Origin of the sequence: Nannocystis exedens (assembly GCF_002343915.1) — a bacterium.
GTDB lineage: Bacteria > Myxococcota_A > Polyangia > Nannocystales > Nannocystaceae > Nannocystis > Nannocystis exedens.
Window position 1 is genome coordinate 591,300 of the sequence record NZ_NETK01000002.1, and the last position, 26,090, is coordinate 617,389.

The 26,090-nt window shown below is 73.9% G+C and carries 17 protein-coding genes; 10 read left to right on the top strand and 7 right to left on the bottom strand.

Annotated features, from left to right (window positions below; genetic code table 11):
• Positions 1-272 precede the first annotated feature (272 nt).
• From NAEX_RS46310 to NAEX_RS46330, 5 genes are all read right to left on the bottom strand, one after another.
• Complete coding sequence (locus NAEX_RS46310) at positions 273-4,163, bottom strand: hypothetical protein (protein ID WP_096334328.1); 3,891 nt, start codon at positions 4,161-4,163, stop codon at positions 273-275.
• A 115-nt stretch (positions 4,164-4,278) separates the two neighbouring features.
• Positions 4,279-4,863: a hypothetical protein gene (locus tag NAEX_RS46315; RefSeq protein ID WP_096334329.1), complete on the bottom strand. Its 585-nt coding sequence runs from the start codon at positions 4,861-4,863 to the stop codon at positions 4,279-4,281.
• A 24-nt stretch (positions 4,864-4,887) separates the two neighbouring features.
• A complete protein-coding gene (locus NAEX_RS46320) occupies positions 4,888-5,265 on the bottom strand; it encodes a hypothetical protein (RefSeq protein WP_096334330.1) in 378 nt (125 codons plus the stop codon).
• Between the two features lie 190 nt (positions 5,266-5,455).
• Positions 5,456-6,202 carry a hypothetical protein gene (locus NAEX_RS46325; protein ID WP_143140160.1) on the bottom strand — a complete coding sequence of 249 codons (747 nt, stop codon included), beginning with the start codon at positions 6,200-6,202 and terminating at the stop codon, positions 5,456-5,458.
• Positions 6,203-6,207: 5 nt separating this feature from the next.
• Positions 6,208-7,296: a hypothetical protein gene (locus NAEX_RS46330; RefSeq protein WP_096334332.1), complete on the bottom strand. Its 1,089-nt coding sequence runs from the start codon at positions 7,294-7,296 to the stop codon at positions 6,208-6,210.
• Positions 7,297-7,318: 22 nt separating this feature from the next.
• Here NAEX_RS46330 and NAEX_RS46335 point away from each other — a divergent pair, with 22 nt between their 5' ends.
• Together NAEX_RS46335 and NAEX_RS46340 are read left to right on the top strand one after the other, a co-directional pair.
• On the top strand, positions 7,319-8,623 hold the full coding sequence (locus tag NAEX_RS46335) for a hypothetical protein (protein ID WP_143825776.1): 1,305 nt from the start codon (positions 7,319-7,321) through the stop codon (positions 8,621-8,623).
• 13 nt (positions 8,624-8,636) lie between these two features.
• Positions 8,637-9,803 carry a hypothetical protein gene (locus tag NAEX_RS46340; protein WP_096334334.1) on the top strand — a complete coding sequence of 389 codons (1,167 nt, stop codon included), beginning with the start codon at positions 8,637-8,639 and terminating at the stop codon, positions 9,801-9,803.
• A gap of 231 nt (positions 9,804-10,034) precedes the next feature.
• On the opposite strand, the gene NAEX_RS46345 is transcribed toward NAEX_RS46340, so the two are convergent.
• The gene (locus tag NAEX_RS46345; RefSeq protein ID WP_245914026.1) at positions 10,035-12,491 is read right to left on the bottom strand and encodes an alpha-amylase family glycosyl hydrolase; all 2,457 of its coding nucleotides are present in this window, start codon (positions 12,489-12,491) and stop codon (positions 10,035-10,037) included.
• Here NAEX_RS46345 and NAEX_RS46350 point away from each other — a divergent pair.
• Together NAEX_RS46350 and glgP are read left to right on the top strand one after the other, a co-directional pair.
• The gene (locus NAEX_RS46350; RefSeq protein WP_096334335.1) at positions 12,490-15,108 is read left to right on the top strand and encodes a glycoside hydrolase family 15 protein; all 2,619 of its coding nucleotides are present in this window, start codon (positions 12,490-12,492) and stop codon (positions 15,106-15,108) included. The two genes, NAEX_RS46345 and NAEX_RS46350, sit on opposite strands and share 2 nt — an antisense overlap.
• Before the next feature lie 34 nt (positions 15,109-15,142).
• Positions 15,143-16,822 carry an alpha-glucan family phosphorylase gene (gene glgP, locus NAEX_RS46355; RefSeq protein ID WP_096334336.1) on the top strand — a complete coding sequence of 560 codons (1,680 nt, stop codon included), beginning with the start codon at positions 15,143-15,145 and terminating at the stop codon, positions 16,820-16,822.
• Between the two features lie 76 nt (positions 16,823-16,898).
• On the opposite strand, the gene NAEX_RS46360 is transcribed toward glgP, so the two are convergent.
• Complete coding sequence (locus tag NAEX_RS46360; RefSeq protein ID WP_096334337.1) at positions 16,899-17,900, bottom strand: NAD-dependent epimerase/dehydratase family protein; 1,002 nt, start codon at positions 17,898-17,900, stop codon at positions 16,899-16,901.
• A 65-nt stretch (positions 17,901-17,965) separates the two neighbouring features.
• Between NAEX_RS46360 and NAEX_RS46365 the strand changes: the two genes are divergently transcribed.
• The 6 genes from NAEX_RS46365 to recJ all read left to right on the top strand — a co-directional run bounded on the left by NAEX_RS46365 (position 17,966) and on the right by recJ (position 26,069).
• The gene (locus NAEX_RS46365) at positions 17,966-18,895 is read left to right on the top strand and encodes a C-type lectin domain-containing protein (protein ID WP_096334338.1); all 930 of its coding nucleotides are present in this window, start codon (positions 17,966-17,968) and stop codon (positions 18,893-18,895) included.
• A gap of 50 nt (positions 18,896-18,945) precedes the next feature.
• The gene (tgt, locus tag NAEX_RS46370) at positions 18,946-20,205 is read left to right on the top strand and encodes a tRNA guanosine(34) transglycosylase Tgt (protein ID WP_096334339.1); all 1,260 of its coding nucleotides are present in this window, start codon (positions 18,946-18,948) and stop codon (positions 20,203-20,205) included.
• Positions 20,206-20,304: 99 nt separating this feature from the next.
• A complete protein-coding gene (gene yajC / locus NAEX_RS46375; protein WP_143140159.1) occupies positions 20,305-20,673 on the top strand; it encodes a preprotein translocase subunit YajC in 369 nt (122 codons plus the stop codon).
• Between the two features lie 30 nt (positions 20,674-20,703).
• Positions 20,704-22,845, top strand: coding sequence for a protein translocase subunit SecD (gene secD, locus NAEX_RS46380; protein ID WP_096334341.1), 2,142 nt, complete (start codon positions 20,704-20,706; stop codon positions 22,843-22,845).
• Positions 22,846-22,856: 11 nt separating this feature from the next.
• The gene (secF, locus tag NAEX_RS46385) at positions 22,857-24,260 is read left to right on the top strand and encodes a protein translocase subunit SecF (protein WP_096334342.1); all 1,404 of its coding nucleotides are present in this window, start codon (positions 22,857-22,859) and stop codon (positions 24,258-24,260) included.
• A 105-nt stretch (positions 24,261-24,365) separates the two neighbouring features.
• Positions 24,366-26,069: a single-stranded-DNA-specific exonuclease RecJ gene (gene recJ / locus NAEX_RS46390; protein WP_170136613.1), complete on the top strand. Its 1,704-nt coding sequence runs from the start codon at positions 24,366-24,368 to the stop codon at positions 26,067-26,069.
• Positions 26,070-26,090 lie beyond the last annotated feature (21 nt).

The window sequence follows — 26,090 nt, forward strand, 5'->3', positions numbered from 1 at the left end:
CTGCGGGGCTGTCTCTCGGGGCAGGTGAGGCGGCCGGCGTGACAGCGTTCCGCGGCGAGGCGAGGGCGCGCGAACGAGGGCGCACGGCGTGACTGCGCGGCCGGCGACCATAACGGCAGCGGCTCGCCGGGGCAGCTCGCGGTGACGCCACGGCAGGGCGGCCGCGGGGGCGCGGAGGCTGGGGCTTGTCCTTCGCGACATGCTGTTGCGCGCATGTCCTCCGAGACATGCCGCTTGCGACAGGTCCGCACGCGCATGTCTTTCGGGGCACGTCAGGAGGTGCGCTTGCGGCGGGTGAACGAGCGGAGCAGGGCGGCGATGTTGGCGCGGACCTGGGGGTCGGTGCTCAGGCGGTAGCCGGGGGTGCGCATGGCGGCGGGCAGGAGCGGGAGCAGCCGGTCGTTGAGCCGCTTCTCGGCGCGGGCGTCGACGATCTTCTCGAACAGGTCGGCGACGACGGTGTCGCCCTCGAAGTCGATGCTGAAGCGGGCGTCGCCGAAGCTGTAGCGCAGGCCGCAGACGAGGAAGTTGAGGCGGGCCGGGCCGTCGACGACGAGCGCCGGGTCGGCGCCGATCTTGAGGCCGCGGTCGTCGAGGCGCAGGCGCACGCTGGTGCCGGGGAGCAGCAGGACGTCGACGAGGGAGTGGTGGAACAGGATCAGGCGGCCGCGGTCGTCGACGGGGAAGCGGTCGAGGACGCCGCGCACGCCGGAGGCGCCGGGATCGGCGGGGTCGCCGATCTGGCGGCGGACGAGGGCCTCGACCAGGGCGTTCTCGAGCTGGCCGAGGCCGCCGACCTGGACCTCGCCCGACTGCAGGTGATAGCGGGCGCCGCGGAGCTGGATCGCCAGGCGCAGGCCGGGCATGCGCGCGGTCAGGCCGCGCTCGCTCTCGACGGCGACCTCGATCTCGCTGGCGGTCAGGGTGACGGTGTCGGCCGGGTCCATCAGCAGCGCGAACTCGCCGTAGTCGCCGGGCAGGCGGGCGGAGAACACGGCGATCAGGGTCGGGTCGTCGGGCGGGGCCGGCGGCAGCGGCGGGCGCGGCAGGCCGAGCCGCTGGGCCCACACGGCGGGCAGCTTCGGCGCGGCGAGCACCTTGTACAGGTGCGAGAGGACAGCCTCGGTGACGGGGCTGACCGCCGCGGCCTCGTGGTAGTGCTCCTCGGCGATCCCGCTGATCGACAGCTTCACGGCGGCGTCGCGGGCCCGCAGGCTGAGGTCGTGGAGGTAGAAGTCGGGCAGCCAGTCGAGCGCCTCGCCGGTGACGAACAGGCCGGCGGCGGAGCGCAGCGAGACGCCCTCCTTGTCGAGGTGGAGGTCGATCGAGCCGCCCCTGGCGACGCAGATCTTCAGCGGACCCCACGGCTTGTCGGCGCCGACGGCGAGGAGGGTGTCGTGGCCGGCCCGCGGCGAGCGATCGCTGGGCCAGAAGTGGCGCATGAACTCGGCGAACAGCGCCCGCATGGCGTGGCTGAGCAGGTGCTGCGCGAGCTCGCCGGCGGGCGGCGAGGCGTCGACCTCGAGCGTCCACGGCAGGAAGGTGAGGTCGACGGTGCGGACGGTGACGTGCAGGCCGAGGCCGAGGACCCGCACGGTGGCGCCCTTGCCGAAGCCGATGTGGGCGCCGCCGCGGCGCAGGGAGAGGTCGACGGTGCGGGCCTGGTCGGCGGTGACGCGCACGGCCCCGAGCGCGCCGAAGGTCTGCTCCCACACGACGACGCCCGGCGCGACCGGCAGCGGCGGCGGGATCGGGGCGGCGGCCGGCAGGGCGAGGCGGCGCAGCAGCTCGGCGAGCAGCTTCTCGGGGGCGAAGCGGGCGAAGGCGCGGCGCAGGACCTCGTGGAACAGCGGGCCCGCGGGCGGCTGGCTCAGCAGCTCGAGCGCGGCGACGGCGGGGCGCCAGCGCAGGCCGAGGAGCGCGACGTCGGCGAGCAGGCCGGTGCCCTCGGGGACGAGCTGCAGCGGCGCCTCGGCGCGCAGCTCGAGCGCGTCCGGGCGCCGCTCGAGCCGCAGGCCGGCGCCGGCGGGCAGCTCGGCGCGCACGCGGACGGGCTTCGAGGTGTCCGCAGGGACATGCGCCAAGAGCCATGGCGCTTCGGGCGGCTGCTGCGGAGCCAGCGGGAGGTGCGGGCGCAGGCGAGCGAGGCCGAACTGCTCGACGCAGCGGGCGGCGAGCCGCGACAGGTAGTCGCCGAGCGGCGGGTCGCTGTCGGCGCGCAGGGCGACGGCGGCGATGTCGTGGTCGACGGCGGCGACGCGCAGGACGAGGCCGAGCTCGGGGGCGACGAGGGCGAGCTTGCGCGCGCTGGTGACGGCGAGCGCGCCGGGGGCGAGGCGGACGGCGAGGACGTCGGCGGGGTCGAAGCGGACGTCGAGCGGGCCGACCACCGGGACGCGGACGCTGGCGGCGAGGGCGGGGAGCTGCTGCTCGAGCAGGGGGTCGATCGTCGGGCCGCCGTCGCGGCGCACGCCGAGGATGTCCGGAAGGACAGGCGCGGCGCGGACCCGGATCAACTGGGCGAGGGCGAGGTGGCCGAACTCGCCGAGGTCGGGGGTGGCCTCGGCGACGACGCTGCCGTCGTGCCAGCGGTACTCGAGCCGGTGGATGTCGGCGTCGGGCAGGACCGGCAGGCCCTGGAAGCGCAGGCGCAGGCCGGCGGGCGCCTCGACGACCAGGGCGTCGCCGCCGTGGCGGACGCGGACCTCGGCGTCGGCGTCGGCGGTCAGCCGCACGCCGGTGCGGGGGCCGAACGGCTGGTCGAGGAGCAGCAGCTCGTCGGCCTCGCGCTCGCCGACGAGGCCGAGGCGGGCCAGGAGCGCGGGCGAGAGGCGGGGGATCACGCGGGCGTCGACGACGCGGCGGATCAACGCGCGCATCAGCGGTCCGAGCGGCGGGTCGGTCTGGAGCTCGAGGCGGACGCGCGGCTCGGCGCCGGGCGGGGCCGCGGGCGCGGCGACCAGGAGGGCGCGGACCAGCCGCAGCTCGGCGAGCTCCGGCAGCTCGTCGGCGTGGACGTACAGGCCGCCGGGCGCCTCGAAGCGGGCCCCGCCGGCCGCACGGGTGACGAGGAGCTCGCGGTCGCCGATCAGCGCCAGCTCGCCGCGGGCGCCGAGCGAGATCCGGGCCAGCACGCGGGCGCCGAGCGGCGGGTGGCCGGCGTGCAGCTCGCGCGGGACGATGTCGGCCAGGCGGGCGCGCAGGCCGGAGGCTCGGGACAGGTCCCCTGGGGCAGGTACCTGGGGACCTGGCGTATCGGGCATGTCTGCAGGAGCATGGCCGAGAGGACCTGTCGCCACGGACATGTCCGCGGGGACCTCTCCCCCTGGACCGGCCTTTCTCCGCCGGGGGGCCCGGCGCGGGCGCTTCTGGCCGCGGAGCCGGCGCACGAGGTCGGCGAGGCGGACGCGCCGCTGCTCGTCGGCGAACAGGTCGTAGCCGGGGATGGTCATGGCCGCGGGCAGGCGGGCGCCCAGCCAGCGAGAGGCGACCCAGGCGGCCAGGCGCAGGATGGCCCGGCGGACAGGTCCGGTCGGGCCGGGGTCGATCTCGAGGCGGGCCGGGCCGAACAGCAGGCGGACGGCGAGGATCGGCAGGGCCAGGCCGAGCACCCGCAGCACGGCGGGGCGGCTCAGGACGACCTCCACCCGGTCGCCGCGCAGCTCGGCGACCAGGCGGGCGTCGGGCGGCAGCCAGGCGCTGGCGCCGAGCGGGCCGTGAAACACGCGCCGGGCGCGGCTCTCCGGGTCGGCGGGCAGGTTCTGGGCCAGGAATTCGAGGACGCTGCGGCCGGGGTGCCAGCCGAAGCCGCGGCGGAGGGCGATCCGCAGCGCGACGCCGGCGGCGGTGAACAGGAACGGGCCGATCGCGTCGGCGTCGGCGGTGACTGTCCCATGGACCAGGTCGAGGCGGGTCCGCCGCAGCTCGACGGGCGGGAGGTCGGGCAGGCGCGCCAGCAAGGCGCTGCCGGGGTCGAGCTCGAGCGCCTCGGCGTCGAGCGCGAGCCGCAGCGGAGCCGCGAGCGCGAGCTCGAGGTCGAGAGGACCGACGACCGGGAGCTCGAGACGTCCGAGCGCCTCGCGCGGGCCGTCAATCGCAGCGGCGGGACGGGTGTCCTCGTGCGGTCGGCGATAGCCGGGGACCTGATCGCCTGTGCCTGCCATGCTTCGGGTGTATCGGATCTGGCGGGCCTTGGGCAGGTGAACGCGGCCGTGGACGCGACGGGGCCGACGACCTGCAATGCCGGAGCACGTCTTCGCGGCTCCGCGGCGTACGCGCTCAATCGCCCGTGCCGCGGCGGAACGGGGCCGCAGGGGCCCGTTCGTGCGGGGCGGCGATCGGCGTCAGCGTCGCCTCGACGAGCATCCGCAGCGCCCGCTGCTGGCGACGCAGGCTGCTGCGATCGGCGGCGAGGAGGCCGACGACGATGAGGAACGGGACCAGCAAGGTGGCGGCGACGACAGGTCCGGCGATCGCCAGCTGAAAGCCCGCCATCGCCAGGCCGAGCGCGATGATGTACGCGAACGCGGTGCGCGTGAGCGGGTGCAGGCGGAAGCGGACGAGCACGTGGGCGCCGTCCGGTTCGGGGGTCAGCTCGACCTCGCAGATCGCCCGCGTGCCGGGCCGCCAGGCGCCCGGATCGGCGGTGAGGTTGAAGCCTCGCGGGGTCCGCTCGAGCGCGTAGCCGGGGTCCTCGCCGTGGCCGGTGTGCGCCTGCAACAACGCGACCTCGGGCGAAGCGAGGAAGCGCTGCTCGACCTCGGCCGGGCCCTCGGTGACGGTGAACTCGAGCACCGCCGGCACGCGGACCAGCGCGCCCGCGCGGCGCGGGACCAGCGGCGCAGGCGGCGAGGAGGACGACATCGACGGCGGGCCCGCGCGTGCGACCTAGCCCTTGGGCAAGGACTTTTTGACCAGGTCGCTGGCGACCACGGCGAGCTTGCCCGCGGCCTCGGCGACGGCGGCGGAGGTGCCCATGGCGCGGACGATGCCCGAGAGGCCGGCGATCGCCCGGCGCAGGTCCTCGAGCTCGCCGCGCGAGATCGGCACGAGCTCGACGACGACGAGGCCGACCTTCTGGTGCTCGTCGCGGAGGACGCTGATCCGCTCGTCGAGGCTGCGGATCTGGTCGTTGATCGCGCTCCAGCGGGCGGGCTGCTCGTACGGGTCGACCTGGTCGAGCCGCTGACGCATGCGCTCGCTGGCCTCCGTCAGCCGCGCGAGCGCCTGCGACAGGTCTTCGAGGAGTTCGTGTTTGTTGCTCATGCCGAGGTTCGGGGGCGGAGGGCCGGAGACAGGCTTCGCGGGCGGCGAGGCGGCGGCTCCGCCGGGCCGGGGCGGTCGCCTGGGCCGCTTGCGCTGCCGTTTGTTCGCCACCGGGAAACACTACGCAACTCGCCGCGAGGGCGCCAGCCGGCCGGCGATCCGGCGCGATCGCGACAGGCGCGCGACGACGTCACGGCGGCGTCGGACTCGGGGGGTTGGTCGGGTCGCGGTGCGAGTCGGGCGGGAGGCGCTCGTCGGGGCCGCGCGTCGGCGGGTCGGGTCGCTCGGGCTCCTCGTCGTCGGGGGTCGCGATCGTGCCGGGGCCCGTGACGCCGTTCCCGCTGCCGCCGCTGCTTCCGCCGCCCGAGCTGCCGCCGCTGGCCGTGGCGGCGCCGACGGTGGCGCGGACTTCCTTGAGGCCGGCGTCGACCTGCTGGCCGACGATCGCGCCGTACTCGACGTAAAACCGCGCGCCGTCGAGGAAGCGCGGCGGGCTGGCGAGGATGAGCAGCTGCTGGACGAAGCGGTGCAGCGCGGCGCGGTCGATGGTGAGGGCGTGGGTGCGCGCGAGCACCGACTCTTCCCACTCGACCGAGCGATCTTGCACCGCGCCCGCGGCGGTGGTGGCGGCCACCAGCGCGTCGTAGAGCGCGAGCTGCTTGGTGCGCTCGGGATCGCTGGCGACCTTCCAGAAGTGGATGGTGCGGGCGTTGAACTGGCCCTGCTCGGCGATCTGCTGCTGGCGCTCGACCAGGTTGCGCTGGCGCAGCTGGGCCACCGCCGCGCGCGCGGCCGCGAACTCGGCGGTCTCGCGCTCGAGCCGGCCGCCGGCCTCGGCCAGCACCGCGGCCTGGGCCCGCATCTCGCGCTGCGCACAGCCTGGCGCGAAGGACAGGGCGATAAGGACAGGTCCGAAGGTCCATGTGCGATGGGACATGGCGGTCACGGGGCGAGGACGGCCCCGGCGAGCACGCCGAAGCCGACGGTGGAGACGATGAGCTGGGCCAGGGCCTCGGGGGCCATGCCGCCCCTGGTGAACCTGACCAGCTCGGTGACGCCGGCGGCGAGGTAGACCTGGCGCAGGGCCATGGCGGCGCGCGAGCGGACGATGCTGGCGTCGTGGCGCACGCCGAGGTCGAGCGCGTCGACCCGCTTCTGGTTGGCGCGGCCGAGCGTCCACGCGTTGCCGAAGGCGATCAGCGACTTGGTGAGCTCGTCGCGGCACTTGCCGCCCTCGTAGGCGGTCACGAGCGCGAGCGCGGGGCAGCCGGCGCGCTCGAGCTTGGTGAGGCTGGCCTGGGCCTCCATGAGCAGGACGGCCTCCTCGAGCTGGGCGGCCAGCTTGGCCCGCGCGAGGCGGAGCCGGCGCTCGCCGTGGCCGATGGCGGCGGCCAGGGCGTCGTGCTCGACCCGCAGGGTCTCGCGGATCAGCGCGAGCACGGCGAGCTCGAGGGTGTCGACGGTCTGCTGCAGGCGATCGATGCCGGTGATGGTGGTGTGGACGACCCGGGCGAACCGCGGGGCCCCGGCCAGCGCCTCGGCGGCGGCAGGGTCGGCGTCGGCCGCCGCCTTGCGGCGGGCCCGGATCTGGCGCGTCTCGATCAGGGCGTCGACGGCGGCGAGCTGCTCGGCGAGCTGATGGAACCGCCCGAGCTCGGCCAGCGGCCGCAGGTCGTGGGTGGTGAGGATCGCGGGGATCGGGACCTCGGCCAGCTCGGCGAAGCGCGTCTGCAGGACGGCCTCGTCGCAGACGCCGCTGCCGGGAGTGAAGACGACGCCGCCGGCGCTCGGGGCCGGCGTGGCGGTGCCGGGGTTCGGGGTGAACGAGGTCGAGGGGGCGGGAGTCGCGGCGCCGCCGGGCGTGGGCGCGGCCGTGCCGCCGGTCGTGGAGGGTGCAGCGCCGGGCGAGGGGGTCGGCGTGCCGGCCGCCGGGGTGGAGGGGGTCGCGGTGACGGGCGCCGCGGAGGCGAGCCAGGGCTTGCCGAGCAGGCCGGCGCCGGGGAAGAGGGCTGGCTGAAAAGACAGGTCCAAGCGGACAGGTTTCGAGGAGCCTGTGCTGGAGGACGTGTTCGTGCCGACATGTTCGATGGGGCCGGTCTTTGGAGACATGGCGCCGGGGACAGGCCGCGTGGCACCGAAGGACATGGCCGTCGCGACAGGTGCGAAAGGACCGGGTCCCAGCGACATGGCGCCGGGGACAGGCAAGCCGGCGCCGGAGGTCGTGTCCGCGGCGACGGGCGCGGAGGGGCCGGACATGGCGCCGGGGACGGGGCGCGCGGCGACCGAGCCGGAGCGCGGCTGCGCGGGGGGCGGGGTCGAGAGCGAGGGCGTGGAAGGCTGCGCGGGCTCGCGGGGGGTCGGCTCGGGCCGGCTGCGAGGGCCGGGGCTGGGGGTTGAGCTCGGGCTTGCCCTTCGCGGGCGGCTCGCGCTCCGAGCAGGGCTGCTTGGCGGCCTCATAGGCGAACAGCCGGCGCGACAGCTCCTCGTGGTGCTGCTGCAGCGCGTCGTGGACGGCGAGGAGCTGATCGAGGGTGGCCCCGAGCTCGCTGGGACCGCAGGCCGGGCCGTCGCAGACCACGCGCTCGCGCAGGGCCACGAGGTTGTCGCGGCGGTCCATGCACAGCCGGCGCTGGCGGTCGACGCTGGCCTGCAGGACAGGCGAGCTGCCGGGCCGCAGGAGGGCGGGGCAGCCGGGGCCGGCGGCGTCGGCCGAGCCGAGGTGGAGGGCCCGGGCGGCCATCTGATGCTCGTTGACGGCGCGGGCCAGCCGGCTCTCGCCGCTGTCGGGGCCCTTCCAGTGGCGCTGCAGCGTCCGCAGCTCGCGCAGGAGGTCGGCAGCCGGATCGGGGGCGGCGACGGGCGGCGACTTGGTCCTGCCGGTCACCGGCGCGGGCGGGTCGACGAGCGGAAAGGCGTGGCCGACGAGGGCGTGCAGGCGGGTCGAGATCTTGCTGCAGAGGGTGGTCCAGCCGTCACCCTTGAAGCGCGCGCGGCAGCGCGTGAAGAAGAGGACCTGGACCTCCGGGTCGGCCTCGCCGCGGGCGCCGAGGATGTCGAGGAGATCACGGTTGCGCCCGACCTCGGCCCAGGCCTGGGCGGCGGCGACCTCGTCCGTCAACATCGCCTGCGACTGCGCCAGCTCCTCGGTGAAGCCGTCGACCAGGCGCGAGGCCTTGAGCTCGCTGTCGGCCCCCTCGGCCGTGGCGGCGTCGCGCGGACGGTGGAGGTGCAGCCCGCAGCCGAGGGCCGCGGCGAAAAAGAGCGGGACGAACCGAAGCCGAGCGGGCACGGGGAGGCCAGCACTGTGGCACGGCCTCGCCGCACAAGCCAGCGCCCCGCGCTGCGAGCAGTCGGGTAGGATCGCGCCGACGATGGCGCCGAACTCGGGCCCGGAAGCAGGTCGCGCCCCCCAGGGCTCGCCCGGCGCGCTGCGGCGGCTGCACGACCGCCACGCGGAGCGGCTGCGCACGGCGGCGCGCTGGCTCGGGATCGACGATCACGAGCGTGACGCGGCGGTGACGTGGTGCTTCCGCTCCGTGGCCGCGGCTGTCCCGGAGGACAGCGCGGCCGGCTGGGCGGCGCTCATGCGCGCGCTGGCGCGGGCGCGACCGTCAGGGGTGCCGCCGGGGCCGCGCGCCAGCGGCGAGGCGGCGCTGCTGGCGTTCCTCGGCCGCCGCACCGCCGAGGAGCGGGCCGTGTTCGCGCTGGCCGAGCTGGGCGGCTTCGACGCGGTCCAGCTGGCGCAGGCGATCGGGGCCCCGCCGGCGGCCGGCCAGGCGCTCATCGTCGGGCTGCGGCGGGCGTTCGCGGCCGACCCGGCGGTGCTGGCCGCCGGCGGCCCGGCGTCGGTGCTGGCCGAGTCGGTGGTGGTCGACCGCGCGCCGCCGGGCTGGCGGGCCCAGGCGATGGCTGAACTTCTGGGCATGTCCGGAGAGCCAGGCGAGCCGGGGATCCCGCGGGCGGCCGCGGCCGCGGTGGCGATCCTGGCGGTGGCGGTGCTGGTGGCCCTGCGCCCGCGCGCGCCCGTGCCCGAGCCGACGCTCGACCCCGCGGCGGTGGCGAGCGAGCGGCCGCCGCTGCACGAGGCGGCGGTGCCGACCCCGCCGCCGCCGATCGAGGCGCCGCCGATCCTGCCGCCGGTCCTGGGTGAACCGAAGGACATGGCGAAGAGCACAGGTCCCGCGCGCCAGGTGGTGGTGCGCAAGAAGGGGGGGCGCGGCCCCGGCGTCGAGGCGAAGAAGGCGGCGCAGGCCCAGCGCGAGGCGGAGGCGGCGGCGAAGGACCCCGGCAACGTGATCGTCGAGCTCGAGATGCTCGGCGCGGCCCGCAAGGCGCTGAAGGGCTCGCCCGGCCAGGCCCTGGCCTACGCCGACCAGCACGCCCGCGACTACCCGAACAGCCAGCTGGTCGAGCACCGCGCCGAGGTCCGCGTGCGGGCGCTGTGCGCCCTCGGCCGCGCCGACGAGGCCCGCGCGGAGGCGCAGCGCCGGCCGTGGCCGAAGGTGCAGGCGGCGCTGCGCGAGGGCTGCGGGAAGTGAGGCCGAGGAGTGGGGGCCGATCGGACATGTCCCCATGGGCATGGCGAAAGGGGTAGGCGATGGAGCTGCGGCTGGTAAGGCGACGGTCTGGGCGCGCCGGCGATCGCCTGCGCGGGCGGACCGCCCCCGTGCGAGCATGGCGGGCCGGGCGAGCGCCGTGCGCGTGCCTCGAGCGACATGCTCGCTTCGACATGCTCTGGAAAACATGCCCCGAGGGGCATGTTCCTTCGTTCATGGCGCGAAGATCAGCGACCCGCCCGCCGGGATCGTGAAGCTCAGCTTGCCGAGCGCGGTCACGGTCGCCTTGCCGCCGGCGAGCGCGTCGGTCAGCTCGGTCGCGGCCGCGAAGCCGAGCGCGGGGCCGGCGTCGACGGTGACCATCTGCGGCGCGCCGGCGCGGGTCAGCGCCACGATCGCGGCGTCGCCGTCGGCGATCTTGCGGCCGAACACGAGCGTGTCCTCGTCGGCGTACAGCGGGACGTAGGCGCCGCGGCGCAGCGGCGCGAGCTGCTGGCGGGCGGTGCCGAGCTTGCGCGTGTGCGCGAGCGTCGCCAGCTCGTCGGCCGACAGCTCGTCCTCCGGCCGCCACATCAGGCGGTTGTTCGGATCGGCGCCGCCCCACTGGCCGTACTCGTCGCCGTAATAAAGGAGGGGGGCGCCGGGCAGCCCGAACAGCCAGGTCAGGGCCAGGCGCGCGCGGCGGTACGGCTCCGCGTCGCCGGGCGCGACGGCCGTGTTGTCCCACTGGTTGCCCGGCACGCCCTTGTCGTGCTGCCCGTCCTGGCCGCGGTAGTCGGCGTGGCTGACGAAGCGCGGGGTGTCGTGGCTGCCGATGTACGGCGTCATCACGGCGCCGGCGGGCCACTTGCCGAGGCCGTGCTGCACCCAGTAGTCGGCGTGCAGCATGCCGCTGTCGCCCCAGGCGAAGGTGCGGTAGCTGACGCCGTGGTAGAGCACGAAGTCGAACTGGCCGTCGAGCCCGAACGGGCCGATGTAGCGCGCGATGGTGCCGTAGTTGTCGTCGTTGCACGGGTCGGCGCAGTCGTTCCAGCCCATCGCCGTCTCGCCCATGAGGAAGTACTTGGTGCCGGCGCGCTCGAAGCCCTCGCGCACGGCGGCGGCGAGGTTGCGGGTCGCGGCCTCCTCGACGTGCTTGACGGCGTCGACGCGCAGGCCGTCGAGATCGAACTCGTCGAGCCACCAGGCGGCGTCGGCCACGAACTGGGCGTTGGCCTCGGTGACGCTGTGGTCGATGTCCGGCAGGTAGTCGGCGAACATGCACTCGAGCGCCTTCTCGGTCCAGTCGCAGCCGGGGGTGCCGCACACGCAGCCGGTGCGGAACCACTCGGGGTGGGCCTGCATGTACTCGTGCTCGGCGTGGACGTGGTTGATGACGTAGTCCTGGAGGACGCGGATCCCGTGGCGGTGGGCCTCGTCGATCATGGCCGAAAGGGCAGCTTCGCCGCCGAGCCGCGGGTCGACCTCGCGGGCACGGATCGGCCAGTAGCCGTGGTAGCCGGTGACCCAGTGGACGCCGTCGGCCGCCTTGAAGGCGTCCTGCGGGTTGGTCTGGAACGGGGTCAGCCAGATCGCGCGCACGCCGAGCTGGTCGAGGGTGCCGTTGGCGATCGCGGCCCGCAGTCCCTCGAGATCGCCGCCGTCCCAGTCGCCGCGCGGATCGGCCATCGGCGTCGGACCGGGGCTGTCGCCGGGCTCGCCGTCGCGGAAGCGATCGGTGAGGACCATGTAGACGAGCGCGTCGTCCCAGCGGAACGGCTCGGCCTCGATCCAGAACGGAAGGAGGATCGGCTCGCTGGTGTGGCCGTCGGCGGACGCGACGGTGACGGTGACGCGGTGCTTGCCGTCGGGGAGATCGGCGAGGGCGATCGTGACGTCGCCGGTGGCAGGATCGACGACGAGCTCCTCGCCCGTCAGTGGCCGCGTGTCGCTGCCGGTGCGCAAGGTCGCGGTGAATTCGCCCGTCGCGGGGCCCGCGCCGGCGAGGCCGTCGATGTAGCGCAGCGTCGCGCTGTAGGCGCCGGCGCCCGGGCCGGGGCGCGTGGCCTGCGAGGCGGCGACCTCGACGCCGGGCAGGCGGCAGTCCCGCACGAGGACCGCGGAATTCTCGGTCCCGCCGACGTACTTGCGCCGGCCCTGGCCGGGGTCGAGGACCCACTGGTCGGCGCCGCCCTGGCTGTAGACGACCTTGTAGCCGTGCAGGCCGGGCGGGAGGTCGACTGTCCCTTGATACATGCCATCCGGGTCAGGACCTTCGAGCCATGTCGCAGAGGCCAGGTCGAAGCCGTTCCACTCGCCGGCCACGCGCGGGCCCTCGCCGCCCGCCGGGGGATCGAAGCGGAAGCGGGTCGGGCAGGTGACGACGCCGCCGCCGGTGGGGTCGTCGGTGGTGGTCGGCTCCGCGGTGGTGCCGGTGGTGGTGCCGCTGGTCGGGTCCGGCGGCGCGGTCGAGGCTGCGTCGGTGCCCGGGAAACTGCTCGGGTTGTTCGTCAGTCCTCCCGTGGTGGCGCCGTCGGTCTCGCCGGGCGTGGGCGCGCCGGACGAGCAGGCGCCGAGGAGCAGCAGGGCAGGGACGAGGCGGATCGGCGGACGCACCATGCGGGCCGACGATAGCAACACGCCGCGCGACGAGACAGCGTCCGCGCCCGCGCGGTAGGCTGGGCGGGTCATGATCCGATCCTCCTCCGTCGCCCTACTGGTCGCGCTGGCGTCGATCTCGTTCGCCCTGCCGGCGATCGCCGCCGAGCCGCAACGGACCCGCTTCGCGCTGCCCAGCAGCAACGGCTGGGGCGCCCTGCTGGTCGACCTCAAGGCCGGCAAGGCGACCGAGCTCAGGGAGCACGTGTTCGCGGCCGAGGAGCCGCAGATCGACGCGCAGGGCCAGGACATCTGGGACGGCGAGCAATTCGCGGCGATCCACACCCGCGACCTGTTGTACGACGCGTACTTCGGGGTACGCGCCGAGGGCGAGCAGCTGTGGTTGCCGTCGGTGCCGGTCGACGCGGACGCCAGCGGCTACTACGCGTGGAGCGACAGCGAGGCGGTCGGCACCGGCATCGTCACGATGGTCCAGCCGCTCGGGGCGCTCGAGGCGACGACCTTCGCGTTCGCGCCGCAGGGCCTCGAGGCGGCCGGGATGGTCCTGCTGCTGCGCCTCAAGAACACCGGGCAGCAGGCGCTGCAGGGGGTGCAGGCGTTCTCGCTGCACAACTTCCACCTCGGCTACGGCCGCGCCAAGCGCCCGTGGGACGTCCACGAAGACATCGGCAACAACGGCGAGACGGTCGAGTTCGTCGGCGGCGCCGAGGCCCGCTTCCGCGAGCGCGGGTTCGCCGGGACGATCGTGACGCAGGCGCTGGCGCCGATCGTCCACCGCGGGGTCGGGCCCGAGGTCGATCTGTTCGCGCTGGTGGATCAAGGCCTCGGGGACCTGCCCGACAACGCCCCGCCGGCGAACGCGGTCGACAACGCGACCCACGCGTTCCAGTGGAGCGTCGGCGATCTGGCGCCGGGCGCGGAGGCGTGGGTCGGGATCGCGGCGATCCACCGCGGCGACCCGTTCGCGGGCGCCGAGGCCGAGACGACCCTCGACGCGTGGATCGACGGCGTCGGGCCGCAGCTGCTGCTGGCGCGCGAGCGGGGCGTGTGGGCCGACCTCCACCAGGACCAGTCGAAGCTGCCCGACGGGCTGGCGGCGAGCGAGGTGCCGATGCTGCGCCAGGCGGTCGCGATGTTGCACATGGGACAGGTCCTCGAGGACAGGTCGTTCGCCCGCGAGTGGCTGAGCCAGGACGGCGAGCAGCGGCGCACCCGCTTCCCCGGCCTCGACGACGACCCGGCCGTGCTGCCGGCGTGGATCAAGCACCGCGGCCGCGGGGCGGTGCTGGCGAGCTTGCCGCCGGGCGAGTGGACGTACGCGTGGATCCGCGACGGCGCCTACGCGACCGCGGCGATGGCGGCGCTCGGCATGCAGGCGCACGCGAAGGCGTCGCTGACCTACTACCTCGACGCCGAGGCCGGGCGGTTCCAGCAGTGGTCGGAGCTGCAGGCGTACGACATGCCGCCGTATCAGATCAGCCTGGTGCGCTACCACGGCTTCGGGATCGAGGAGACCGACTTCAACGCGTTCGGCCCGAACCTCGAGTTCGACGGCTTCGGCCTGTTCCTGTGGGCGCTGCGGGCCTACGAGGTGCTGACCGGCGACACCTCGCTGGCCGACGCGCGCTGGGAGCAGATCGCGACCGAGGTCGCCGACGTGCTGGTCGCGCTGATCGACCCCGAGACCGGGATGATCCGCGCCGACTCGTCGATCTGGGAGACGCACTGGCTCGGGCGCGAGCGCCGGTTCACGTACACCAGCATCACCGCGGCCCGCGGGCTGTGCGACGCGGCGGCCATCGCCGAGCGCCGCGGTGACGCTGCCCGTGCGGACATGTACCGAAAGACAGGCGAGTCGATCCGCGCCGCCATCGCCGCGCGCGCGACCGACGGCGACGGGGCGCTGGCCGGCAGCGTCGACGAGCTGGCGACCGGCGAGGGCTACTTCGACGCGGCGGTGTGGGACGCGATCGCGATGGGCCTGTTCGACCCGCAGGGGCCGATCGCGCAGGCGACCTTCGCCGCGCTCGACGACCACCTGCGGGTCGACGCCGGGCCCGGCTGGTCGCGCAACGACGACCGCTGGGACCACGCGATGATGGAGGACGCGACGCCGTGGGGCAGCGACTACGACAGCGCGGAGTGGGTGATCACCGACCTGCGCGGCTCGGTCGCGCTGCGCGCCGCGGGCGAGGCGGCGCGGGCCGACGCGCTGGTCGAGTGGGTGCGCGAGCAGGCGGCGACGAACTACTACATGACCGCCGAGACGTTCGACGAGCAGACCGGCGTGTACAAGTTCAACTCGCCGATGCTGGGCTTCGGCGCCGGCGCCTACGCGCTGGCGCTGGCCCACCGCGCGGGCGCGTTCGCCGATCCGGCCTGCGGGGCGTACTTCGTCGAGGACGAGGAGCCGACCGGCACCGGCACCGACACCGGCGAGACGACCACCACCGGCGAGCCCGACACGACGACGGCGGTGCCGACGACCGGCGCGACGTCGACGGGCACGACCACCGAGGCCGCGACCTCGACCTCGGGCGTGACGAGCGCAGCCAGCATCACTGCAACTGCAGGCCTGACCGGCGGGACCAGCGAGGATGGCTGCGGATGCACGTCGGGCGGACCTGGAGCGCCGGCGGCGCTCGTGCTGCTCGCGCTGACGCGAGGGCGTCGGCGACGGCGCGCTTGACCCACCGGCGCGCGGCGCCCCACCATCGGCGTGGATGACCGCGTCGCCGCTGCTCGTCGCCTATCTCTCGATGGAGATCGCCCTGTCGAGCGAGCTCCCGACCTACGCCGGCGGGCTCGGAGTCCTCGCCGGCGACCACTTGCGGGCGGCGGCCGACACCGGCGTGGCGATGGTCGCGGTGACCTTGCTGTACCGCAAGGGTTACTTCCGCCAGGTCCTCGACGCGCAGGGGCACCAGCAGGAGCGGGACGTCCAGTGGCTCCCCGAGCACCACCTCGAGCGGGTGTCGGCGCAGGTGGCGGTGACGATCGAGGGCCGGGAGGTGAAGGTCGGGGCCTGGCGTACGTGGATCCACGGCGCCGGCGGCGGGCGCGTCCCGGTCTACCTGCTCGACACCGACGTCGACGGCAACGAAGACGAGGACCGGCGGATCACCGATCACCTGTACGGCGGCGAGGAGCGCTACCGGCTGCAGCAGGAGGCGGTGCTGGGGCTCGGCGGGCGGCGCCTGCTCGCCGCGCTCGAGCTGACGCCGACCCGCTACCACCTCAACGAGGGCCACTCGTCGCTGCTGGCGCTCGAGCTGCTGGCGCTCGAGCTGTCCCGACGGCCAGACGACCTCGCGGGCGCGATCGCGGCGGTGCGCGAGCGCTGCGTGTTCACCACGCACACGCCGATCCCGGCCGGGCACGACCGCTTCCCCAAGGCCCTGGCGACGGCGGTGCTCGGGCGCGAGCTGGTCGAGCTGTACGCCAGGCTGCCGACCCCGCACAGCGCCGAGATCAACATGAGCGCGCTGGGCATCGAGCTCAGCGGCTTCGTCAACGGCGTGTCGCAGCGCCACGCCGAGGTCTCGGCCGGCATGTTCCCCGGGCGGACCATCCACGCGATCACCAACGGCGTCCACTCGGCCACCTGGACCGCCCCGGCCATGCGCGCCGTGTTCGACCGCTGGATCCCCGAGTGGCGGCGGCACGCCCACGCCCTGCGCGGGGCGCAGAAGATCCCGACCGACGCCATCGTCGCCGCCCACCGCGAGGCCAAGCGCGCCCTGGTCGACGAGATCAACCGCCACGGCGACCACAACTTCGGCGAGGAGCGGTTCACGATCGGCTTCGCCCGCCGCGCCACCGCCTACAAGCGCATGCTGCTGATCCTGCGCGACGTCCGGCGCCTGCGCGAGGTCGCCAGCCGCTGGGGCGCGCTGCAGATCGTGTTCGCCGGCAAGGCCCACCCGCGCGACCTCGAGGGCAAGCGGATGATCGAGGCCGTGTTCCGCCAGCAGGAGGTCGTCCTGCCGTGGGTGCGGATCGCCTTCCTGCCGGGCTACGACATGCGCCTCGGCGGGCTCATCACCGCCGGCGTCGACCTGTGGCTCAACACGCCGATGGCCCCGCTCGAGGCCTCGGGCACCAGCGGCATGAAGGCCGCCCACAACGGCGTGCCCAACCTCAGCGTGCGCGACGGCTGGTGGTGCGAGGGCTACATCGAGGGCCAGACCGGCTGGGTGCTGGCGCCGGGGCACCCGAGCGACGACGCCGACGCGGCCCAGCTCTACCGCGTGCTCGACGAGGAGATCCTGCCGCTGTACCTCGGCGCGCCCGAGCGCTGGGCCGAGCGCATGCGGGCCAGCATCGCCCTCGCGGCCAGCTACTTCAACGCCCACCGCATGCTCGGCGAGTACCTCGATCGGGCCTACGCGCCGCGCTGGTAGGCTGACCGGCCGCACATGCTCCATGGGACATGCCGCGAAGGGCATGTCCTCCCGAGCATGCCCTGGAAGACAGCTCTCAGAGATAGCCGTTGGCGGCGAACCACTCGGCGGCGCGGCGCAGGGTCTCGTCGAGCGGGCGGACGGTGAAGCCGAGCTCCTCGCGGGCCTTGCGGTTGTCGAAGTGCAGCGCCTGGCTGGCGTAGGCGACCGAGCCGGCGGTGATGAGCGGCTCCTTGCGGGTGACGCGGTCGGCGACCTGCTCGAGCGCCCAGCCGGCCGCCCGGGCCACGGCCACCGGGGTGGCGAACATCGCGTGGCGCATGCCGAGCACGCGCCGCATCTCGGCGATGAGGTCGGCGATCGTGAGGTTGTGGCCGGTCAGCAGGTAGCACGCGCCGCGGCGGCCGCGCTCCTCGGCGAGCAGGTGGCCGCGCGCGACGTCCTCGACGTCGACGATGTTGAGGCCGCCGGCGAAGCACACGCGGATCCGGCCGCTGAGCGCGTCGACGAGGGTCTTGCCGGTCGGCGTGGGGCCGACGTCGCCGGGGCCGAGCGGCATGCCGGGGCCGACGATCGTGACGTCGACCAGCGGCGCGAACGCCAGCGCGACCTGCTGCCCGAGGTACTTCGAGCGCACGTAGTCGAAGCTGCCGGCCCACAGGTTGAACGGGGTGGTCTCGTCCGACGGCACGCCGTCCTCGCGCACGCCGACGGCGGCGATCGAGCTGGTGTACACGACCTTGCGCACCCCGGCCTCGGCGGCGGCGGCGAGCACGTTGGCCGAGCCTGTCACGTTGACGTCGTAGATGACCTTCGGGTCAGGTACCCAGGTGCGGTAGACGGCGGCGAGGTGGTAGACGACGTCGCAGCCGCGGACCAGCGCGCGCATGCGGGCCGCGTCGAGGACGTCGCCCTCGACGCGCTCGAGCCGGGCGGGGTCGATGCCGGCGAGGTTGCGCGGATCCTCGCCGGGGCGCAGCACCGCTCGCACGGTGCGGCCCTGCTCGGTCAGCAGGCGGACGACGTGGTGACCGATAAACCCGGCTGCGCCGGTCACGAGCACGGGAGCTGTGGACATGCCGGCGATGAAACCGCAATCGGCGCGTGACGTGAAGCCCCGCGCGGCGTGGTAGGGTGGGCGGCATGTGGTCCCCCCGCCACGGCAGCGTCACGCGGACGCTCCTCCTCGCCGTCACGCCGACGCTGCCGCTGGCCGCCGGCTGCTTCGTCGACGTCCCGCCGGCGCTCAGCGGGGGCGGGAGCACCGAGGGCGACGACCCCACCGAGGGCACCACCACGAGCACCTCGACGGCCACCGGCGACGTCCACGACGACACCGACGAGAGCTCGAAGGGCTGCCCGACGACGTCGCCGCCCGGCAAGTGGTACCTCGACCAGGACGGCGACGCGTGGGGCGTCGAGCCGGCCCAGATCGCCTGCGACAAGCCGCCCGGGACCGCGGCCGAGCGCGGCGACTGCGACGACGCGGACCCCGAGCGCTTCCCCGGCTCGCTCGAGGTGTGCGACGGCGAGGACGACGACTGCGACGAGATCGTCGACGAGTTCTCGCCGGTCAACGACGCGTGCCACGGCTGCGCGCTGGTCGAGCGCGACGGGGCGCCGCACTGGTTCTGCAAGGTCGAGGCGATCGATTGGGTCGCCGCCCGGGCCGCCTGCACCGCGCTCGGCTGGACCGTCGACCTGCTCAGCATCCACAGCGAGGCCGACGACCTGTGGGCGCGCAAGCAGGTCGAGGCGCTGTACGAGGGCGGCGATCCGATGGGCACGTTCTGGATCGGCCTGCGCCGCGCCGACCCGCACTGGACCGGCTGCGAGGCCGACCCGGCCCACTGGGAGTGGAGCGACGGCAGCCCGGTCGACTACTCCGCCTGGTCGATGGGACAGCCGGACTCGGCGAGCTGCGACCCGATGTGCGAGCCGGTCGACGCGCTCGACGAGGCCTGCCCGCGCGAGAACTGCGGGCAGATGTTCTACATGCTCGGCGGCTGGAACGACCGCGCCTGCTTCAGCCCGGGCGTCGGCTACGCCTGCCGCGCGGCCCCCCCGCCGTGAGGGCGGCGGCCGTTGCGGCGGCGATCCCGGTGTGGCATTCCTTGCCGACGATGACGACCCGGGCCGACCCGCGCCTCGACCTGTCCTGTGAGACATCCGGCCTGCAGCCGCGCCCGCCGGGCACCTTCGAGGTGCTGGCGCAGGCGCCGGGCTCGCCGGCGCGGGCCGGGCGGCTGTGGACGGCGCACGGCCCGATCGACACGCCGTGCTTTATGCCGGTCGGCACCTACGGCGCGGTCAAGGGCCTCGACGCCGACGACCTGCGCGAGGTCGGGGCGCAGATCATCCTCGGCAACTCGTACCACCTCGGCCACCGCCCCGGCGCCGCCCGCGTCGCCGCGCTCGGCGGCCTCCACCGCATGATGGCGTGGGACCGGCCGATCCTGACCGACAGCGGCGGCTTCCAGGTGTTCAGCCTGCGCGGCCTGCAGAAGATCGACGACGCCGGGGTCTCCTATCAGACCCACTTCGACGGCTCGCGCCACCGCATGACCCCCGAGAGCGTGCTCGCCACCCAGGCCGCGCTCGGCTCCGACATCTGCATGATCCTCGACCACTGCCCGCCGGCCGACGCGGAGCCCGCGCTGATCCGCGCGGCGGTCGACCGCAGCACCCGCTGGGCCGAGGAGGCCGCGCGCCGCCGCGGGGAGATCCTGCAGCCGGGCCAGCTGTGCTTCGGCATCGTCCAGGGCGGCACGAACGTGGCCCTGCGGCGCGAGCACCTCAAGGCGCTGGCGGACCTGCCGTTCGAGGGCCTCGCGCTCGGCGGCCTCAGCGTCGGCGAGCCGATCCCCGAGATGCACGCCACGATGGCCGCCATCGGCCCGGAGATGCCCCAGGACCGCCCGCGCTACGTGATGGGCATCGGCACCCCGCACGATCTGCTGGCCGCGGTCAGCTCCGGCATCGACATGTTCGACTGCGTCATGCCGACCCGCCACGCCCGCAACGGCCAGCTGTTCACGTTCTCGGGCCGGCTGAACATCCGCCAGGCCCGCTTCCGCGACGACGACGCCCCGATCGACCCCGCCTGCCGCTGCCGCTGCTGCGCGCGCTACAGCCGGGCCTATCTGCGCCACCTCCACGAGCAGAACGAGCCGCTGTACGGCCGCCTGGCGACGATCCACAACCTGTACTTTTATCAACAATGGGTCGGCGCCCTCCGGCGCGCCCTGCGCTCCGGCCGCTTCGAGGCCCTGCGTGGCGAGTTTTCGTCCATCATTTCGACGGTTTACGCCGAAGGCGCGGGGGCCGAGGGCGACGTCGACGCGGCCGCTGCCGCCGCCGTCGCGGCGCCGGAACCGGCGTGACAGACCCGGGGTTCTTTGGTACCCCCCTGCGACCGGTGACCGGCCTGCGTTTTTGCACGCGTCGGCCGCCCGCGGCGGCGTCAGAACGCAGGCGCCCCCGTGGATACTCCCGTCCGGACCATCGCCATGCTCGCCACCATCCTCGCCCAGGCCCCCGCCGCCGCCAACCCGCTCAGCGGGTTCATCGTCCCGATCCTGATGTTCGCGGCGATCTACTTCATCTTGATCCGCCCGATGGGCAAGCAGGAGAAGGAGCGCAAGGCGAGGCTCGACAAGCTGGCCGCGGGCGACACGGTGCGGCTCACCGGCGGCATCATCGGCCGGATCAGCAGCATCGACGGGCCGATCGCGATGGTCGAGGTGGCGGACCGGGTCAAGCTCAAGGTCCTGCGCGCCGAGATCGCCGACCGCTTCGATCCCGAGGCGGCCGCGAGCAAGCCCGAGGCCGGCGCCGCGGCCCCCAAGTGAGGAATTTTCGGCAGGAAGCAAGGCGGACCGATGCGTAAGTTCCTCAAGACCAAGGCCCTGCTGCTGCTCCTCATGATCTCCACGGCGGTCATGATGGTGGTGCCGTCGATCGCCCAGATCCTCGGGACCGACAAGGAGCTGCCGGGCTGGCTCACCAGCACCTTCGACAATCGCTTCAAGCTCGGCCTCGACCTCCAGGGCGGCCTGCACCTCGAGTACTCGGTCGCCGTCGACGAGGCGCTCGAGAACAAGCTCGACCAGATCGCGGCCGAGCTCGAGGCCGGCTTCAAGGAGAAGAAGGGCGTCACCGTCGACATCGAGCGCCAGGGCATCGACCGCCTCGACATCAAGTTCGCCGACCCGGCGCAGGTGGCCACCGCCGAGGACGACGTCATGGGCGTCGCGCTGACCGACATGGAGCGCGTCGACACCCAGGACGAGGCCTCGGGCGTCATCCACCTCAAGATGTCCGACACGCGGATCGGCGAGCACCGCTCGCACGCGGTCGCGCAGGCGCTCGAGACGGTGCGCCGCCGCATCGACGCGATGGGCATCGCCGAGCCGAACATCTACCCGAAGAACCGCCAGATCGTGATCGAGCTGCCGGGCCTGTCGGATACCACCACCGAGATCAAGGCCGCGCGCCGCGACGCCGAGGACCGCCTGCGGCCGCTGCTGCAGCAGGGCGGCGCCGAGCAGGTCATCCTCGCCGACAGCGACGAGGATCCGGGCGCCTTCCGCATCACGTTGACCGGCAAGGTCGCGCGCGACCTGCTCGGCCGGGTGTTCGCCGGCAAGATGATCGAGCAGACGATCGTCGACGACCGGCTCGGCAGCGGCGTCGAGCTCGAGATCCTGCCCGACGATCCGGGCCGGCCCGCCGCGCCCGACACCGTCGAGGTCAAGCTCAGCGAGCGCTCGCGCGACAACATCCTCGAGGGCTCGTCCGACTTCCGCCGCCTGCTCAAGGTGGTCGAGCGCGCGGCCGTGCTCGAGATGCGCATGGTCGACGACGAGCTGCCGTTCGGCCCGAACCAGAGCAACTACTTCCAGGCGCTGCTCGAGAGCGGCCAGGTCCGCCCGGGCATGGGCATCAGCGTCAACAAGCTGGCCAACTACGGCAGCCCGAAGGGCCACAACGTCGAGAACGTGTGGGCCTTCTACGCCAAGGACCGCAAGACGCTCGAGGACTTCTTCAACCAGCTGCCGGCCAAGTGGCGCCTGCCGGCCTCGCACCTGGTCGCGTACGGGCCGGACTCGGTCGTCATCCGCGGCGAGCCGACGCGAGTGTGGCGCACGTACATCGTCAAGTCGCGCGCGGAGGTCACCGGCGAGAGCATCCTGGCGGCCAACGTCAGCCCCGACCCGCAGACCGGCCTCCCGGGCGTCGACCTCAAGCTCGACCGCCTCGGCGCCGACCGCTTCGAGCAGATGTCGGGCGACAACATCGGCCGCCGGATGGCGATCATGCTCGACGACGCGGTCATGTCGGACCCGGTCTTCAACGACCGGATCCCCGGCGGCAACGTCCGCATCACCGTCGGCGAGACCCCCGGACAGAGCGTCCGCGACACCGCCAACGACCTGGTCAAGGTGCTGAAGTCGGGCAGCCTCCCGGCCCGCCTGGTCAAAGAGTTCGAGATCCGCGTCGGCGCCGACCTCGGCAAGGACGCGGTCGAGAGCGGCTTCTGGGCGTTCGTCGTCGGCCTCGGCGCCGTCGTCGCCTTCATGGCGATCTACTACCGGGTGTCGGGCCTCATCGCCGTGTTCGCGCTGGTGCTGAACGTGCTGCTGATCCTGGCGGCGATGGCGTTCTTCCAGGCGACGCTGACCCTGCCCGGCATCGCCGGCATCGTCCTCACGCTCGGCATGGCGGTCGACGCCAACGTCATCATCTACGAGCGCATCCGTGAGCTCGTGCGCGAGGGTTACACCGCCCGCGCCGCGATCGAGGCCGGCTACGACCGCGCCTTCACCACCATCCTCGACTCGCAGCTGACCACGGCGATCGCCGGCGTCGTGCTGTGGCAGTACGGCTCGGGCCCGATCCGCGGCTTCGCCATCACGCTGCTGATCGGCATCGCCACCTCGATCTTCACCGCCGTGTTCTGCACGCGCCTCTTCTTCGACTTCCAGGCCAACCGCCGCGGCTTCGACCGCGTGTCCATCTGAGGCACACCACCATGGCGCAGAAGTTCTTCGAGATCATCCCGCCAGGCACGCGGTTCCCCTTCGTCAGGTCGGCGAAGTATTTCATCGCGGTGTCGTTCGTGCTGATCGTCGTCAGCATCGCGACGATGGCCTTCAACTTCAGCTCGCGCGGGTCGGCGCTCAACTTCGGCATCGACTTCGCCGGCGGCTCCTCGGCCCGCCTGCAGCTCGCCAGGGAGGTCCCGATCCAGGAGGTCCGCGACGCCCTCGACGCGGCCGGCTTCGAGGGCGCCTCCGCGGTCACCGTGCCCGACGCGGACAACCAGATCATCGTCCACGTCAAGGACGTGGCCTCGATCGACATGGCCACCGCCAAGGGCTGCGAGGAGGCCGTCAACGCCTACCCGAAGGCCAAGCTCAAGCGCCCGATGTCGTACCAGGAGGGCGCGAGCAAGATGTTCTTCGTGTTCGAGTCGGCCCCGATCTACAGCGAGCTCGAGGCGCTGCTGAGCAAGGCCGGCTGCGAGGGCAAGGTCGACAAAGGCACCGGCAAGCAGGACGAGTTCCCGGTCGAGCTCAGCCTGGTCGGCATGGGCGTCAAGATCCAGGACGAGCTCAACCAGGCGCTCGGCGCCGGCACGGTCACCGGCATCGTCTCGTCCGAGACCGTCGGCGCCAAGGTCGGCAGCCAGCTCAAGGCCGACGGCGTCAAGTCGCTGCTGTACGCGCTCGGCTTCATCTTCCTCTACGTGATGCTGCGCTTCGACCTGCGCTTCGCGCCGGGCGGCATCGTCGCCCTCGCGCACGACGCGTTCATCACGGTCGGGGCGTTCGCGCTGACGTGGAAGGAGTTCAACCTCCAGACCATCGCCGCGCTGCTGACGATCGTCGGCTACTCGATCAACGACACCATCGTCGTGTTCGACCGCATCCGCGAGCGCGTGGCGCTGAGCCGCGACACGCCGATCGAGGAGACCACCGACGTCGCGCTCAACGAGACGCTGAGCCGCACGATCCTCACCTCGGGCACGACGCTGCTGGTGGTGCTGGCGACCTGGGCGCTCGGCAAGGGCTCGATCAAGGACTTCGCGTTCGCGCTGATGATCGGCATCGTCGTCGGCACGTACTCGTCGCTGTTCATCGCCTGCCCGATCTTCTTGTGGGTCAACCGCCGCTTCTACGGCGGCGAGGGCCACCTGCTGACGGCCGAGGCCGCGGCGGCGACGGTCGACCCGGGCACGGTGCTGGCGGCCGAGAACGCCGAGGTCGACGAGGCCACCGGCCGCGCGGTCGGGGACCTGCGCGCCGAGGCGGCCGCCAAGGCCGCGGGGCAGGGCGAGGGCGAGGCAGACAAGGGGCAAGGCGTGGGTGCGGAGGACGGAGACGAACCGGCCAAGGCCAGCCGCCGCCGCCGCCGCCAGCGGCCGCAGAGCTGAGCTCCGCGAGCTGCCCGCATGAGCTCGCGGCTCGCGCTGACGAAGCCCCGACCGGCGCCGTCCGAGGCGCCCCGGCCGGCCCCGCCCCCGCTTGTCCTTCGGGGCATGTCCTGCGAGGCAGGTGACCTCCGGGACCGGGCCGGCGCGCTCGGGGTCGGGCCGCACGCGGTCGCGCTGATGCTGCGGCGCGGCGTCACCGGCCCGGAGGCGCAGGCCCGGCTGCTGCGGCCGCGCCTGGCCGACCTGCGGGCGCCGACCGGCATGGCCGGGTTCGAGCCGGCGCTCGAGCTGCTGCAGACCGCGCAGCAGCGGCGCATGCGGATCGGGGTGTTCGGCGACTACGACGTCGACGGCGTGACGACGACGGCGATCCTCACCACCTACCTCGAGGCGCTCGGCATCGACGTGGTCGCGCGCGCGGCCTCGCGCGAGGGCGGCTACGGGTTCCAGCTCGCCGACGCCCGGGCGCTGCGCGAGGCCGGGGCCCAGGTGGTGCTGACCGGCGACTGCGGGACGTCCGATCACGAGGCGCTCGCCTGGCTCGAAGGACAGGGCGTCCCGACCGCGGTGATCGACCACCACCAGGTGCCCGAGCGCATGCCGCCGGCGCGGGCGCTGCTGAACCCGCACCAGCCCGGCTGCGACTTCCCGTTCAAGGGCCTGTGCAGCGCCGGGGTGGCGTTCTATCTGTGCGCGTCGCTGCGCAGCGCGATCGCCAAGAAGACCGGGAGCGCGCTGCCCGACCCGCGCGCGTGGCTCGACCTCGTCGCGCTCGGCACGATCTGCGACATGGTCCCGCTGGTCGACGAGAACCGGATCCTCGTCCGCCACGGGCTCGGCGTGCTGGCGTCGCGGCGGCGGCCCGGGCTGCGGGCGCTGCTCGAGTCGGCCGGCGTCGGCGAGGACGACCCGATCGACGAGACCCACCTCGGCTTCCGCCTCGGCCCGCGGCTCAACGCGCCGGGGCGCCTCGGGCCGGCCGAGCCGTCGCTGCTGCTGCTGCGCGCGCGCAGCTCGGCCGAGGCGCGGGCGATGGCCGAGCGGGTCGAGCACTTCAACATCCACCGCCGCGAGCACCAGGACGCGATCGTCCGCGAGGCGCTGGCGATCCTGGCCGCCGATCCCCGCACGCCCGAGCGGCGCGGGATCGTGGTCGCCGGCGAGTCGTGGCTGCACGGCATCGTCGGCATCGCCGCGGCCGGGGTGGTGGCGCAGTACCGGCGGCCGGCGCTGGTGCTGGCCGTCGACCGGGCGCGCAACGAGGCCCGCGGTTCGGCGCGCACCGCCGGCGACGTCGACGTGCACGCGGCCCTGCGCGCTTGCGCCCCGTACCTGCGGCGCTACGGCGGCCACCGGGCGGCCGCGGGGGTCAGCGTCGACCCGGCCCAGATCCCGGCGCTGGTCGAGGCCTTCGACGCCGCGGTGGCCGAACAGATCCGCGAGCGGCAGCTCGGCGAGCCGGCGGTCGAGCACGACGGCGTGCTGCCGTTCGAGGCCATCGACGAGCCGCTCCTGGTCGATTTGGAGCAGCTCGCGCCCTACGGGGTCGGGTTCGCGCCGCCGCGGTTCTTGTGCGAGGACGCGGTGATCGAGCGGGTGCGGGTGCTGAAGGGCCGGCACCTGTCCATGGCCCTGCGGCAGGGCCGGGTCGGCTTCGAGGCCATCGCTTTCGGCCAGGCCGCCGCCCACCCGAACCTCGCGCCGGGCGAGCGCGTGGCCTTCCTGTTCGCGCCGCTGCGCTCCAGCTTTCGCGGCCGGGTACGGCTCCAGCTGATGGTCGAGTCGATGTGGCCGGCGCGCGGGTTTTGACGCCCCGATCCCCTCGGCGCT